The organism is Celerinatantimonas marina (assembly GCF_046054165.1).
GTDB lineage: Bacteria > Pseudomonadota > Gammaproteobacteria > Enterobacterales > Celerinatantimonadaceae > Celerinatantimonas.
Genome location: NZ_JBFNXK010000004.1, coordinates 176,223 through 190,208, shown reverse-complemented (window position 1 = coordinate 190,208; position 13,986 = coordinate 176,223). Strand labels below are relative to the sequence as shown.

The 13,986-nt window shown below is 43.7% G+C and carries 12 protein-coding genes; 7 read left to right on the top strand and 5 right to left on the bottom strand.

Annotated features, from left to right (window positions below):
- Positions 1-9: 9 nt before the first annotated feature.
- Positions 10-1,689 carry a hypothetical protein gene (locus tag ABUE20_RS06150; protein ID WP_408618981.1) on the bottom strand — a complete coding sequence of 560 codons (1,680 nt, stop codon included), beginning with the start codon at positions 1,687-1,689 and terminating at the stop codon, positions 10-12.
- Positions 1,690-2,138: 449 nt separating this feature from the next.
- Positions 2,139-2,999, bottom strand: coding sequence for a LysR family transcriptional regulator (locus ABUE20_RS06145; RefSeq protein WP_408618980.1), 861 nt, complete (start codon positions 2,997-2,999; stop codon positions 2,139-2,141).
- Between the two features lie 95 nt (positions 3,000-3,094).
- On the opposite strand from ABUE20_RS06145, the gene ABUE20_RS06140 reads away from it, so the two are divergent.
- Together ABUE20_RS06140 and ABUE20_RS06135 are read left to right on the top strand one after the other, a co-directional pair.
- Positions 3,095-4,345, top strand: coding sequence for an MFS transporter (locus ABUE20_RS06140; RefSeq protein ID WP_408618979.1), 1,251 nt, complete (start codon positions 3,095-3,097; stop codon positions 4,343-4,345).
- 141 nt (positions 4,346-4,486) lie between these two features.
- A complete protein-coding gene (locus tag ABUE20_RS06135; protein ID WP_408618978.1) occupies positions 4,487-5,320 on the top strand; it encodes a helix-turn-helix domain-containing protein in 834 nt (277 codons plus the stop codon).
- Positions 5,321-5,487: 167 nt separating this feature from the next.
- Here the strand turns inward: ABUE20_RS06135 and ABUE20_RS06130 are convergent, their stop codons facing one another.
- A complete protein-coding gene (locus tag ABUE20_RS06130; protein ID WP_408618977.1) occupies positions 5,488-6,372 on the bottom strand; it encodes a LysR substrate-binding domain-containing protein in 885 nt (294 codons plus the stop codon).
- A gap of 140 nt (positions 6,373-6,512) precedes the next feature.
- On the opposite strand from ABUE20_RS06130, the gene ABUE20_RS06125 reads away from it, so the two are divergent.
- From ABUE20_RS06125 to ABUE20_RS06115, 3 genes are read left to right on the top strand one after another with little or no spacing between them, the layout of a single operon-like run.
- A complete protein-coding gene (locus ABUE20_RS06125; protein ID WP_408618976.1) occupies positions 6,513-7,073 on the top strand; it encodes a sugar ABC transporter in 561 nt (186 codons plus the stop codon).
- Positions 7,066-7,392: a hypothetical protein gene (locus tag ABUE20_RS06120; protein ID WP_408618975.1), complete on the top strand. Its 327-nt coding sequence runs from the start codon at positions 7,066-7,068 to the stop codon at positions 7,390-7,392. The genes ABUE20_RS06125 and ABUE20_RS06120 overlap by 8 nt, the downstream gene beginning before the upstream one ends.
- 10 nt (positions 7,393-7,402) lie before the next feature.
- The gene (locus tag ABUE20_RS06115; protein ID WP_408618974.1) at positions 7,403-8,245 is read left to right on the top strand and encodes an MBL fold metallo-hydrolase; all 843 of its coding nucleotides are present in this window, start codon (positions 7,403-7,405) and stop codon (positions 8,243-8,245) included.
- A 981-nt stretch (positions 8,246-9,226) separates the two neighbouring features.
- On the opposite strand, the gene ABUE20_RS06110 is transcribed toward ABUE20_RS06115, so the two are convergent.
- Positions 9,227-9,994, bottom strand: a complete 768-nt coding sequence (locus ABUE20_RS06110) for an SDR family NAD(P)-dependent oxidoreductase (protein WP_408618973.1) — start codon at positions 9,992-9,994, stop codon at positions 9,227-9,229.
- Between the two features lie 274 nt (positions 9,995-10,268).
- On the opposite strand from ABUE20_RS06110, the gene ABUE20_RS06105 reads away from it, so the two are divergent.
- Positions 10,269-11,039, top strand: coding sequence for an SDR family NAD(P)-dependent oxidoreductase (locus ABUE20_RS06105; RefSeq protein WP_408618972.1), 771 nt, complete (start codon positions 10,269-10,271; stop codon positions 11,037-11,039).
- 392 nt (positions 11,040-11,431) lie between these two features.
- The gene (locus ABUE20_RS06100; RefSeq protein ID WP_408618971.1) at positions 11,432-12,670 is read left to right on the top strand and encodes an MFS transporter; all 1,239 of its coding nucleotides are present in this window, start codon (positions 11,432-11,434) and stop codon (positions 12,668-12,670) included.
- A gap of 28 nt (positions 12,671-12,698) precedes the next feature.
- On the opposite strand, the gene ABUE20_RS06095 is transcribed toward ABUE20_RS06100, so the two are convergent.
- Entirely contained in the window at positions 12,699-13,616 is a 918-nt protein-coding gene (locus ABUE20_RS06095) for a LysR family transcriptional regulator (protein WP_408618970.1), read from the bottom strand.
- Positions 13,617-13,986 lie beyond the last annotated feature (370 nt).

Here is a 13,986-nt window from a genome sequence, read left to right as displayed (position 1 = left end):
ATTACTCCATTAACATTTAAAGTCATGAATACTTTTTGCCGTAATGCCATTAGGTAACAATAAAGGGGATATTACGGCATCACTATAAAGCCCCCAGCTGGCGATAATGGCGGAGTGTCCACCTCGTCCACCGGCAACCACGAGGTCTATATCTGATGGGCTACGAGTTGCTGGAATATTTTCCATATCGTTAAACCCCTCAGGGCGCACCGGAACGAGGCCTTTCCCGGCCACGGTATTGCGCGGGTTCGATATTTGATTGTGTAAAAAGTGACGTAAATCGTTTTTACTCCAGCCATCACGTTTAAGCATCTGTGCATGATCTGGCGTTAAAACGATTAAAATACGTCCGGGAATATAGGCATTCATTCTCCCGAGATGGGTAGCGCTTGAAATAATAACTTCGAGCAGGCTCTGTGAATTTTGGCTTAAAAAATCAACTACATCAGTAGGGGGCTCGGCTTTCATTAAATAGACGGTGGTCGTTTCTGCGTTATATCGCTCTTCATTCAGTGTGGGCCAGAGGCTATTTTCTAAGCTTTCTGCAAAGCAATAAGTAAATTCAGCGGGAGAACCGAGGCAGCCTAAATCAGCCTTGCCGGGATACGCTCTACAGATATTCAAAATGGTTAAGTTAACGGCCCGTCCAATCGTCGCATTGGCCCGAAAACCTGTTCCTAAACAACCTTGACCAGAACTTATATGAAGTTCTTTTGCAATCGGCCCACTGATCAACACTAAATTACCGCCATTGTAGGAAGTGGTAATTGATTGTTGAAAATTAAAAGTAGGGGCCGTCATGGCCTTAAATACTTGAATGACAATGGGAAGGTATTCCGGTTTACAACCCGCTAAAATACTATTGAGGATAATATCTCGAATCGTGATGTTATTGCCGGATGGTCCTGCCTCTGGAATGATGACCGAATCTAAAGACTCTGCGCAGTATTCCTGCATTTTTTCAAAGCGTGCTGGGGTGGGGGGAACGACTGGTAGGCCATCTCCAATTGATTTTTCGTCATAAATATCGAGGAGCTCATCTAATGTGGTGTATTGAATAGAATCGCTAGCATTTTCTAAGAGATCCCGATCCATTTGGGGGGATAACGTCGCGAGTTTGGCTAATGACTCAGGTTGAGAGCATAAAGCCTCTAAAATATATTGCGCATGAGCTAATGTTTGCTCTTTGATTTGCAGATCTGTACTCGCCTGAAAAATATCCAAGTGGCAGATACATAAATTTCCTGCGCGATAGTAGGCAACGTGTTCTGCAAGTTTATCTCCGGGAGGGGCTGAGATGAGAACTGAAGGTACGCCTAGTTTTTCTAACTCAATGGCTAAAATAGTTGTCATGACCGATGTTCCCATGTCGGCCAGAGCTAGAATGGCTCCACAGTAATTTTTTTGAGACAATTCACGGGCCAGATCCCGCATTTGCTCTGTCATTGTTCCACGGACAGATTTTCTAACGTAATCTAGATTAACAATACTGTGCTGATATAAATAATACTTCAGCGTTGTATAGATGGTTCTATAATGACAAAAGCCTAGTTTGGTGTTGTCGAAAAATAGCAGTTTGCCATCGCGTATTGAATTTAAACTCGGACGGCTTGAGAGAACGAGTCGCTGTTTATTCGATAACTTACGGATTTCATAAGATAAATGCTGCGTAACTTGGTTACTTTCCATAACTAAATCCTTAATACTTTGTGCTTAATCAGCATACTGCTTGAGATGAGTTGACTATATAAAGAGTTGGCCAACGAATAGCGATTGTCGGCCATTATTTTGATAAATTAGTTATTAAGGATTGGATGAGTAACCATCATCATCGTGTCTGAAGCTGCCTTTTCTGCGGCTTCAAAGCCTTAGATTTTGCCTTCAATGCATCTGGAACAGTTGCTCGATACGCGGTGGTTTGTGAGTGAGTCATGACTAAAATTTTGCTGGGTTAGTGAGGTATCCACACAGGCCATACGCGTTTAAGCAAGGGGGGCCGTTGCTGTCAAACAGCCATAAACGATATTGAGGAGCGAGAGGAAGCACTCCCCATCATTGAATTGATGGAAGGTGCCTTCACCGGATGTTATCAGGAGCGCCCCGTGGCATGCGCCACGCCGAACGGTGGCTATGATCCCCTAGAGTTGTTCTGAAACAATATCCGAAATAAAATTCATAACCGTCATGATGGTCGGTACGGAACGAATATCTTTATGGCAGGAAATCCATAGTTCCCGTTCGAGAGGGCCTTCTGATTGAGGCAGGGCGATAAGATCGGGATTCTTATTCGCAAGATAGTCTGGTAGAAGGGCGATTCCCATGCCTGATTTGACGGCCGCAAGTTGTATCAATAAATCATTACTGCGTAGAATGATTGGAGCGTCTCCCCGGCGTTGGTTCAACCATTGTTGTTGGACACTGTTTTCCATTGATGCATCATAGGCAATATAGCCTAATTGTTTATTTTTTGTGGTGGCCGCTGTTTGAGCTCTATAAAAGGAAAATGTCACAACGCCCAGTTTTTTAATAACGAGTTCATCATGACTAGGGCGACTATGCCGCACAATAATATCTGCTTCTCTTTTTAATAATGATACATTGCGTGTATTACTAATTAAATGTAAAACTAAATCAGGATATTTATCATGTAGTTTAAATACATGTGGTGCAATTAAGTTAATTGCAGCAATAGGGGGAACATTTATTTTTACTTCACCACTGACTTCATTACATTGAACCTTTGCAAATCGTTCAATATCATAAAATGTGTCTTTAATTTTTAGCACAAATTCTGCCACACGTTGGCCTTCAGGCGTCAAATCGTATGAGCGAGGAGAACGTCTATCCAATAACTTAATTTGTAAGGATTTTTCTAATGAGGAAATCCGTCTGGACACGGTAACGTGATCAACATGAAGTATTCGGGCCGCTTCGACTAAAGATTTTGCTTCAACATAGACATAAAATACCTTTAAATCTTCCCAATTATACATCTGCATATTTTCTCATATTATGTGAAATATTAGTTATATTCTTACAAAAAGGACTATGACACAATAATCTGTATTCAGGTTACCGTAAGTAAGGAGAGAATATGAACCAATTGAAGTCTACTACGGTTGTCAGTGCATCGACGAAATTGAAAGTACTGCTTACGTCATGGGGGGTTGTCCTCGCTTTTATTTTGTCTAATTCGGCAACACCGCTTTATGTTCGGTGGCAGGAAAATATGAATTTTTCTTCGGGAATGTTAACGGATGTATTTGCCGCTTATATCTTGGGCTTGTTGTTTACTTTACTATTCGTTGGACAGCTTTCAGATCGTTATGGAAGGAAAGCTGTATTAATTCCAGGTGCAATTGCAGCCATTATATCCTGCCTATTGTTTATTTATTCTCGAAATGTCTACGAACTTATTTTAGCGAGATTGCTTACAGGCGTCTATGTAGGAACAATATCCGCAGCTGGGATGGCGGCAGTAGTTGACATGGGAGGAGCCCACTATAAAAAACAAGCTTCTCTTATCGCATCTATAGCGATGGTCTTTGGGGCGGCTATTGGTCCTACATTAGCGGGTTCGATATCATCTTACTGTAGCAGCCCTATAACTAAAGTATATGAAATTCAACTTATTTTATTTATATCACTGGTTATTGTTCTCATTAAATTACCGCTGCCAAGAATTCAAAATAAAAACATGAATAAAGCCATGCGACAAAAAGTTAAATATTTTCGTCTTCCTGGTTTAAGTCCTGAATACAGAAAATTTGTAGGGGTCGGTATTGCTATATTTGGACCTGGGTTAACATCAACTTGTTTTATATTATCCTTAGGACCATCGTTATTAGCCAAACTGCTCAATATTGAAAGCCCTCTTGTGTCGGGGTTAGTGGCTGGGGTCATGTTTATTTCTGCCATTGTGGTGCAGCTGGTACTAAAAAAACTACCCACAAGACGAATTTTGCTATTAGGGGCATTATGCTCAACATTATCAATGTTCTGTCTAACTATTTCAATCTATCAACTTTCAATGGTTCCATTAGTTCTGGCTGCTTTATTAGCAGGACCTGGGCAAGGTTTGGGTCAGTTAGGGGGATTAACTACTATTGCTATGAATATTCCAGCTGATCATCGAGCTGAATCTAATGCATTAATGAATATGTGGAGTTATATTCCTGCTGGGGTACTGCCGGTTGCTGCGGGATATCTTACTGATATGACCAATCTTGCAACAGGAGCATCTACATTGACAATATTACTACTGATCATAGCGATTTATGGTGGCGTTTATGTTAATAAAGTATTCCCAGCACCTCATAAAAAATTAAGCACTAAAACTAGCTAGCAGCTTAGATTAAAATAGTTGTGGTTTAACTTATCGATTGGAACTATGGTTGTGACTTATTAAATAATACGTTTGATGAAGTCATATATAAAAGGATTATGCATATTAAATATTAACAATAATTGTAGGAGTTAATATATAATGCCTTTGCACTATTCTAATAATTTAAATAATGAATCGGACTCAAAATATATATTCGAAAATAATAAAATCAATGATATTGGGTTAGATAATACGACGATAGAAATTAATAGCACAAACTCAGAACGAGAAAATATATATTTTCAGTCATCACCAGATTATGATTATAAACTGGTGATCGTTACTCAAGGGAGAATTTCAGTAGATATCAATGGTTCTTGTATCTCTATAGATGGAAATCAGATGTATATCATGACTGATGATATATCTAAAAAAGTTATTTTAAATGCATTCACGAATATAATTGTTATTAATTTTTGTTCTAGGTCGTTATACAGCTTTTTTAATGAGCCTTTGAAGTTAAGGAAGTTTTCTCAGGAAGTTGTTCAAGAAATTGTAACAATGATAACCGGAGATAGAGTAGACGAATCGAAATGTTATTTACTGATTGAACTTTTATTATCTGAGTTCCATTTTAGAAAGAAGAATGTTAATTATCCCATTTTGCCGAGAGATAGAAGGCTACGGAAGTCTCTAACTGAGAATATCCAAAAAAATTTGGAAATCCCCTCATTGGATAGTTTGGTCAGAGTTTCTGGTGCGTCTCAAAGAACCATTTATCGATGTTTTGTAAGAGATACTGGGATGAGTTATCAAAAATGGAAACAACAATTTCGCTTTGCGAAAGCGGTGGACTTACTCAAAGGGGATGAATCCGTGACGGACATATCGCTTGATCTAGGATTCGCTACCCCGAGTTCATTTATTTGCTTTTTTAAAGAGCGCTGTAAAGCAACCCCGGGTAGCTTCAGAAAGCTGGCTCATGTGGAATAATGGAAGTCCCCCAGATAAAGAGATATCGCTTTACATGCAACGAACAGAGGCAACAAATACAGATTGTTGCAAGGAGGCCTAAATCACGATGGCATGAAACACACTGAGCTTAAATAGCCACATATTACACTCAGAAACTTTACTGTCGGGATTGAATCCGATTATTTTTAGACTGATTTTGATGCGTTTATGATCCACTGAATCAGGTCCTGGAGTGGCTTCTGGCAATTCTCTAAAGGTTCGGGAAGTACCGCGCAAAAAGTTTTAGCCACTGCTCGGCTTTCTCCCCACGGGCTTACTAGTAAACCGTGCTGAAGTTCTCTCTCAACATAAATTTTGGGGACTAAAGCGACCCCCAGATCCGATAATGCGGCTGCAATCGTCATGGAATGAAGATCGTAATAAGATCCCTGGGATGGATTATCGATAGTCATCCCCATCTCGCGGGCATATAACTGCCAGGCATTGGAATTTTGTCGTCGATGAAGCAGTGCCATTTCATTGAGATCGTGTGAGGGATAAGATTGCAGCAATGTCGGGCTACAGACAGGAATTAAAACCTCCTGAAACAGCGGGTAGGTCTGCATTCCCGACCAACCGGGATGTTCATAATGAAAAGCCGCATCAAAGCCACTTTGGTTTAACACAAAAGGCTCGAGCTTTTCAGAGAGATGAACGCAGATATGCGGATGTAATGCTTTAAATTGATTCAACCGGGGAATGAGCCAGCGAACGGCAAATGTAGGGAGTGTCGCGATATTCAGGCTCACGCCATCATTCCCTTGGCCCATCATGAAATGACTATCGCCTTCTAAACGATCCAAAATAGCGGCAACTTGCGCAGCATATCGTTGACCATTTGGTCGCAGTCGAACTCGATTCCCAACTCTTTCAAACAGCGAGATCCCTAAGAACGACTCCAGTCTGGCAATTTGCCGACTAATCGCCCCCTCGGTCAAAGCTAGTTCCTCTGCTGCGCGGGAAAAACTACCATGCCGAGCCGCAGCGTCAAAAGCAAGCAAAGAGGCATTTGAAGGGAGCTTGCGTCGCATGGTCGACTCCTCAATAGTGATATCGACTCAGTATTACATTAAGTCATTAACATGTGAATAAATATCGATTTATAAGTTGATTCGGTCATCTATCATGACTTTTAGTAATGATGAGTGATAACCCGATAAGGACCGACAAGATGATTTATACCGTGGAATGCCGCTGCAATAACCGCGAAGCCGAGCCAGAATGGAATGATTTTTATAGTCTTAAAAAATTACCGGCACTGATCTCCGTGACCGGCTTTCTAACCTCACAACGATTTATCGCTGACCAAGGCAGCGAGGCGCTGTATCTAGCCCTGCATTCGATTAAAACTCCCGCAGTCTTGGAGAGTGAAGAATACCGGCTAAAAGGCGGAGGGCACTTTGCCAAGTGGCAATCCTATATTACGCATTGGCATCGAAATATTTACGGTGGCATCAACGTTGCTCCCGCCGTTAGCGGCAATGAATACTTGCTTATGGGAACCGAAGATCAACCGCTCGTCATTGAGCTGGGGCTGAACGTCACTTATCTCAATGCCGAAGGGTTAGATCGAGCACCGCAAAGAAGATGGATGACGACGATCACGGAGTCGCAGTTTCCGAAGTTACCCCACCCATTGCCAGCGCATATTTGCGTTTATCGGCCGATGACAGAACAACTAACGCCTCCACAAATGACTCAACTTGCATCCGCAGGAGAGCGTGATGCCTAATATCTCTATTTTTATTTCTGAATCAGCCATGCCGGCTAAAGAACAACTCGATGTTTTGACTCGTGAATGTATTGAGCTCTGTCTTCAAATCTTGCAGGCGAAACGGGAAAAGATACACATCATCTTTATCGCCGTGACTCCCGGCCATGGTCTGCCTGTGAGCATCGAGATAAAATATCGCCAACAGCCGTATCGAACCGCGCAGGTGATGGATCAGTTTCTAGCCGAGCTCCATCAGTCGGTGGAGCAACATATCGCGTTGCCGGCTCGAATCCGTTGTTTCGGTTACGATGCAGGACATATCCATGCACTCAACTAATGGTTACTCTATGACACGTTCAACATTACCCCAGCTCAGAATAGGTGAGTTTATGGTCACCGGTTTGAGCGATGGAAAGCTAACGGCTGATCTTGCGGTTTTATCCAATATTGAAAAGGATGAAGCGCAACGACGGCTCGTTGCCGCAGGAGCTCAAGATCCATCGTCCATCAATATCAACTGTTTCTTAATTGAGGGGAAAGGAAAAACCATCTTAATCGACAGTGGTGCGGGTGGGCTTAATCATTGGGGCGGGCTTCTTAACGAGCAATTAGCTTGCTGCAATATCAAACCTGATGACATCGATATGATCCTGCTGACACATGCCCACCCCGACCATATCGGCGGATTGTTGACGAATGCTGAAGCACCGACCTTTCCAAACGCAACCCTGATCATGCATCAAAATGAATATGCTTTTTGGAGTGATGACGCCACGTTTGTTCAGGCCAATGAACGAGCTCAGCGAAACTTTATATTCGCCCGAAAGGTCTTCGCTCATTATAAAGATCAAATCAAAATCATTGAGGGCGGCGAAATTTTCCCTGACCTTCACGCGGTTCCTCTCCCCGGACATACGCCGGGGCATACGGGATATATGATTTGTTCCGGAGGGCAGCAATTACTGATTTGGGGCGACATTGTTCACTTCCCGGATATTCAAATTGCAGATCCTGACGTTGCAATTGCTTTTGATAACGACAAAGTGGCTGCAATACAAACCCGAAAAAATATCTTAAAAAGCGTCAGCGCCGACAAGATCTTGGTTGCCGGGATGCATTTTGGACAGCTTGCTTTTGCGTACATTGCAGAACATCAGGGACAGTTTTTGATCCAGTATCATCATCGGTGATTCCCGGATTCCATTTTGTTGCATTGGGGGAGCCGGTGGGTTCCCGGATTCCTCTTCGTTACATCCGGGCTACAGGTGAAGGGGCGGGCTAAACGCTTCCTCTTTTGAAGGGGAGGTCGGGAGGGGGTTTTTATTCAGCCGACAATCCGGACACCTTGGCGCAAAAGTCTAACAAACGCTGCTGATTGCTTGGATCCGATACCGCACGATCTGGCTCGCGCTGTTGCATATGATGAAAATATCGGCCGGTGGGTTCCCGGATTCCTCTTCGTTACATCCGGGCTACAGGTGAAGGGGCGGGCTAAACGCTTCCTCTTTTGAAGGGGAGGTCGGGAGGGGGTTTTTATTCAGCCGACAATCCGGACACCTTGGCGCAAAAGTCTAACAAACGTTGCTGATGGCTTGGATCCGATACCGCACGATCTGGATCGCGCTGTTGCATATGATGAAAATATCGGCCGGTGGGTTCCCGGATTCCTCTTCGTTACATCCGGGCTACAGGTGAAGGGGCGGGCTAAACGCCTCCTCTTTTGAAGGGGAGGTCGGGAGGGGTTTTTTATTCAGCCGACAATCCGGACACCTTGGCGCAAAAGTCTAACAAACGTTGCTGATGGCTTGGATCCGATACCGCACGATCTGGATCGCGCTGTTGCATATGATGAAAATATCGGCCGGTGGGTTCCCGGATTCCTCTTCGTTACATCCGGGCTACAGGTGAAGGGGCGGGCTAAACGCCTCCTCTTTTGAAGGGGAGGTCGGGAGGGGTTTTTTATTCAGCCGGCAAGCCGGACACCTTGGCGTAAAAGTCTAACAAACGCTGCTGATTGCTTGGATCCGATACCGCACGATCTGGCTCGCGCTGTTGCATATGATGAAAATATCGGCCGGTGGGTTCCCGGATTCCTCTTCGTTTTATCCGGGCTACGGGTGAGGGGCGGGCTAAACACCTCCTCTTTTGAAGGGGAAAGCGGGAAGGGTTTTTTATTCAGCCGACAATCCGGACACCTTGGCGCAAAAGTCTAACAAACGTTGCTGATTGTTTGGATCCAATACCGCACGATCGGGATCGCGCGGCTGCATATGATGAAAATATTGGCCACTTACATGTGCGGCAGCCTCATCAGCGACGGCTAGCCAAGCCTGCGTTTCACAGCCCAACTGGAGATCATCTGGAGCCGATGGGCCGCCCATCCGAGTCGGAACCCAGCCGGGATCGACACTATTACTATAAACTTGCGGCCAAAGCCTCGCTATCGCACAGGCCAACATGGTGTCGTAAAGTTTTGACTCTGAATAAGCGGCCGTATTATTCCAGGCTCGCTTTTCCCAATTAATATCTTGCACATCATGTCGGGCTCCATAATGCATACTGGAACTTAAAAAGATCAGGCGCTGTGGACGATTTAATAAAACCGATAGTATATAAGGAGCTAAAACATTGACCGCAAATATCGAATTGAGTCCATCCTCGGTTGTTTGCTGCTGGGGCGTACCATAAATTCCGGCGTTATAGATCACAGCATCCATCGTTCCCAACCGATTCACCTGCTCGGCAAGCCCGCGTGTTTGAGCCATATTAGACAAATCACCGGTGACCATCGCCCAAGCCCCTTGGATTCGTGCTTGAGTCTCTTCGGCTCGCTGTGAATTCCGTGCATGGAGAACGACTTGATGACCTTGTTTAATGAGATGCTGAGCGGTTAATAGTCCTAAACCATCGGACGAACCAGTAATCAATATTCGAGACATTGATGGGCCCCTATTTAATCTTCATATCCTGATTTATCGTGCCATATTGGCGGCGCTCGGTGCAATGTTTGTTTTGATGACGGTGGCTGGGTTTACTTGCCCAATTTATGAATCTATTTCATGTCGATATGCTGTTTTAAAGGGGTATCTGCTGATATCACAATAGCCTATTCTGTAAGGTTCTACAGTAGACTGCAGCGGTATCGATGTATGGTTGCCGGTCTGATGGGGTATGTCAACAGACTCTAGATACCTTAATCAAGGGGAAAACAATATGAAAAAATTATTAGAGGGTAAAACAGCCATTGTCACAGGAGCAAGCAAAGGCATTGGTTTGGCGATTGCAGAACTATTTGCTGAAGAAGGGGCTAATGTTGTTTTAACAGCTCGAGGACAAGCCTTGTTGGAGGAAGTTACCGATCGAATCAATGCGACGGGTGGCGGTAAGGCTATCGCCGTTGTGGCTGACTCCACCGATCCGAAAGCTCCTAAAGCTGTTTTTGAACGAGCTATCGCAGAATTCGGACATGTGGATATTATGGTGAACAATGCCGGTTCTGGAGATATGGTCGCCGTTGAAGAAGCCAGTGATGAACACTTCGCGAGTATTATTGAGCTGAACCTAAGTGGTGTGTTTCGCTTTTGCCGGGAAGCCGTTCAGCACTTCATTCCGCGTAATGAAGGGCGCATCATCAATGTTTCATCGGTGAATGCGACCTTGCCGATCTGTGGTGTTGCTTACACGTCAACCAAAGGGGCGGTAAACACCATGACTAAGAACATTGCGATTCGTTTGTCCGGTACCAACATTCGTTGTAACGCTATTGCCCCGGGTGTGACGGATACCGAAGCCGCAGCGGCTTGGGCGGCGGGTGAGCAGGAAGGTGGCGCCGTGATGCTGGAATTTTCGGATAAATACGTTAATACCACAGTACCCATGACAGAACCTCGTGATCAGGCTTATGCTGCGTTATATCTTGCTAGCGAGATGGGTAAAGCGGTCACCGGCCAGGTGATCCAAGTGGATAATGGTGCATTTTTGTAATAGTTTAGAGCGATGGTCTCCCCTCGAGAGTCAAGTGATGGGCCCACCCGTTGCGTGGGCGGTGACGAGATCAATGATATGAGCCATATTTATTATCGTTTTAAAAAATAGGGCTAAATTTCGCTTTTATAGAATAGGAGCTATGGGTTCATCACGGCTCCTTTTTTGTCCCGTGCATAAACGATTGGACTGCGTTATTTAGGTAAGCGATTTTATTCATCATAGGATCGTCGAATATGATTTATTGGAATTGCTTTTATGATTCAATATTGAATTGTATCGAAGCATGAGTGATTCACTCTGATATACCTATCCTGAATATCTCTAAAATTAAACAACGAATAACTTTATATAAGGAAATTTAAATGAGTTTTATCAAAAGGAATTCTATATTGTTATTGATCGTTTTTTTTGGCATATCCGTTTCTTTATTATCCACCAGTATTAAAACGTCTTATCAGGTATTTTTTGTTTCGATGTCAGATAGCTTCCAGTTGAGTCGGGGAGAGTTTGCACTGTCTGGAACATTATTTATGGCTGTATTTGGGATTAGTTCACCGATCGTGGGATATATTGCCGATCGGCTGGGGGCTAAAAAGACGATCATCGGTGGAATTTTTATCAGTGGCTTATTTTTCCTCCTCATGGCGGTGGCTCAACATTTTATCAGCTTTCTATTTATTTATGGGATCGGCGCCGCTTTTGCCTATACGGCGATCTCTTTTGTCTCGTTAGCCGTATTAGTTGATGAAATTAATGCCCCGAAAATTAAGGGATTTTTATATGCATTAGTGACCAATGGTGCGGCTTTAGGGTTTGTCTTTCTGGCGCCGTTATGGCTTTATCTGAATCAATTTACCAGTTGGCGGACGATCTATATCGGGATTGGTTTAATTTTTATGATCCCGCTGACGTTATTGGCTATTTTTGTGATGCGAGCGGTAGATCTGAGTGGAGCCGAATCAGCCGATACGACTCAGTCAACGGAGCCGATGCCCTCTCATTTTGGTGAACGATTAAAGCAAGTCTTCACCAATCGCTATTTTTATTATCTAGCTATCGCATTTTCGGGATGCGGCATTACGATGGCTTATATTGATATTCATTTTGTGGCACAACTTAAAGATTTAGGTCTGAGTTCCGGGTTTATCGGCATGAGTCTGGCAATATTAGGGGTGACGGAATTTGTGGGGGGACTTATAGCCGGAGTATTATGCGATCGTTATTCAAAACGACTGGTGCTTTCTGGCTTTTATTTATTACGGGCAATTGGGGTCTTTATTTTATTGATACAGTCGAATCAGCTCGGGGTTTTATTGTTTGTTTCTATCTTCGGTATTTCCTATATGGGGACGGTGATTGGAACATCGGCGGTTTCACTGCATATTTTCAGAAAAGATATTCGCGGATTTGCATTTGGCTTTATCTGGTTATTCCATCAAATCGGTGCTGCCGTTGCGACGCAGTTAGGTGCGGATCTCTATGACCTGGAAGGGAATTATCAATTGATGCTGCTGATCACCGGCATTTTTGCATTGGTCTCAGCGCTCTTAGCCAGTCGTATTAAATTACGCGATCATCCACAGGTTGAACACGCAGCCGCTACATGTACATCCGTGCCTTCTGAATAACACGGCCTTATGCTCCTTTGGGAGCATTTCATTCGTGACACAAATCCACAATGCTCTGGCAACGATGACAAAGCGTGTCCATCACGATCTTCATTGCGCGGGTCGTCGTGGTATTTTTCCGGGCGACCAGATAAATATCGCGGGTGGGTTCTGGCTGTAAATCGATCATATGGATCCCCTGAATGGATTCAATAATCGCGAGTGTCGGAAGAATTCCAATAGCAAGATCCTGAGCGATCATCGAGTGCATCGATAGGTAACTTTGGACAACATTGATGACATTGGGTTCATATCCGGCGCTTCGGCATAGGTTTTTAGTGTATTCACACAAATAGGTCCCATCCGGCTCTAATACCCAATTTTGTGCTTTTAGGCTTTCGATTCCAATGTGGGACTGTTTAGCGATGGGATTTTTATCACTGACCAGGACCCGAAGTCGATCATGACCTAGTTTGATGACTTTGCGATGGCTTTGTTCCAGTAAATGCGGTTTTTCAGAGTAAGCGACGATAGCTAGATCAAATTGATAGGCATCCAGCGCAGGAAGACTGATATCGGGTTCCATTTCGGTGAGGCGGATCTGAAGTTTGGGATAAAGCTGGGATAACTGGGATACAGCGGGAATCACCACTTTTTCTAGCGCACTGGTGAAAACGGCAATCCGAACGGTTCCCTGAACTTCTTCAGAGGTGTCCGTCAACGAGTTCTCAATCGATTCCAGCTGATTGAGCACCGGCCTGATTTTATTGACTAAGCTCTGCCCCTCGGGTGTGAGTTGCATTCGGCGACCTACTTTCTCAAATAATATGAGATTGGTTTCTTTCTCTAACAGGTTGAGCTGCTGAGAGACGGCCGCAATACTGGTATGCATCATTTCGCTCACGCGTTGCATGGTTCCCAAGGTCTGAAATTGCACCAATAATTTGAGTCGCCAGATATTAAGCATTGAATACATCCTATTAGATTTCAAAGCGCTATATGTTTTGATTTAAGAAAGAATATGGATCTCAATTTAAGAATATAAAAAGTAACAATGTCTAAGAGCGTCATTAAGATAATATTATCATTTGGTATTCAGCCATATTAAATAATAAAATTAATAGTAATTGGATCATTCCATAGCAGAGTGGGAGCTCCAATGTGTTCACTTTGCGTTCACTTTTTTGTTAGCATAAATTATACCGTATAAAAAAGAGGCTTATTAACGCGTCAATATTCGTGTGGACATCGGTAAACGATTGCACTCAAAGGGGAGAAATGGGCGCTTTAAATAGAGTTTGGGGATAAGGTTGCACCGGAGTTTTCATCTTGGATGT

Coding starts and splice junctions, on each gene's coding strand:
- ABUE20_RS06120 (WP_408618975.1), top strand. CDS start 7,066: ATGCCTAATATCTCTATTTTTATTTCTGAATCAGCCATGCCGGCTAAA.
- ABUE20_RS06110 (WP_408618973.1), bottom strand. CDS start 9,994: ATGTCTCGAATATTGATTACTGGTTCGTCCGATGGTTTAGGACTATTA.
- ABUE20_RS06125 (WP_408618976.1), top strand. CDS start 6,513: ATGATTTATACCGTGGAATGCCGCTGCAATAACCGCGAAGCCGAGCCA.
- ABUE20_RS06135 (WP_408618978.1), top strand. CDS start 4,487: ATGCCTTTGCACTATTCTAATAATTTAAATAATGAATCGGACTCAAAA.
- ABUE20_RS06095 (WP_408618970.1), bottom strand. CDS start 13,616: ATGCTTAATATCTGGCGACTCAAATTATTGGTGCAATTTCAGACCTTG.
- ABUE20_RS06105 (WP_408618972.1), top strand. CDS start 10,269: ATGAAAAAATTATTAGAGGGTAAAACAGCCATTGTCACAGGAGCAAGC.
- ABUE20_RS06115 (WP_408618974.1), top strand. CDS start 7,403: ATGACACGTTCAACATTACCCCAGCTCAGAATAGGTGAGTTTATGGTC.
- ABUE20_RS06150 (WP_408618981.1), bottom strand. CDS start 1,689: ATGGAAAGTAACCAAGTTACGCAGCATTTATCTTATGAAATCCGTAAG.
- ABUE20_RS06140 (WP_408618979.1), top strand. CDS start 3,095: ATGAACCAATTGAAGTCTACTACGGTTGTCAGTGCATCGACGAAATTG.
- ABUE20_RS06130 (WP_408618977.1), bottom strand. CDS start 6,372: ATGCGACGCAAGCTCCCTTCAAATGCCTCTTTGCTTGCTTTTGACGCT.
- ABUE20_RS06145 (WP_408618980.1), bottom strand. CDS start 2,999: ATGCAGATGTATAATTGGGAAGATTTAAAGGTATTTTATGTCTATGTT.